1 protein-coding gene is annotated in these 270 nt (G+C 44.1%); it reads left to right on the top strand.

What is annotated here, in order from left to right; genetic code table 11:
* On the top strand, positions 1–270 hold a 270-nt coding region (locus AAEY75_RS15285), incomplete at both ends, for an AMP-binding enzyme (protein ID WP_502944434.1).

Below are 270 nucleotides of genomic sequence, written 5' to 3'. Positions count from 1 at the left end.
ACCCTAATGAGATCGAAGAGGTCATGAGTGAGCACCCGGCGGTTAAAGAGTGCGGCGCGATTGGTATTCCCAATGATATGCGCGGTGAAGATCCTAAAATATTTGTGGTCAAAAAAGGTGAGGTGACGGAAAAAGAGCTGCTCGACTTTGGCAAAAAACAATTGACTGGCTATAAACGTCCCCGTCATGTGCAGTTCGTTGACGAACTTCCCAAATCAAACGTTGGTAAAATTTTGCGTAAAGAATTGCGTAAAATGGAAGGCTTAGAAT

The organism is Psychrobacter sp. TB55-MNA-CIBAN-0194 (assembly GCF_040309505.1).
Lineage (GTDB): Bacteria > Pseudomonadota > Gammaproteobacteria > Pseudomonadales > Moraxellaceae > Psychrobacter > Psychrobacter fozii.
The sequence above is the reverse complement of the archived record's forward strand: the minus strand, read 5'-3'. Positions and strand labels throughout refer to the sequence as shown.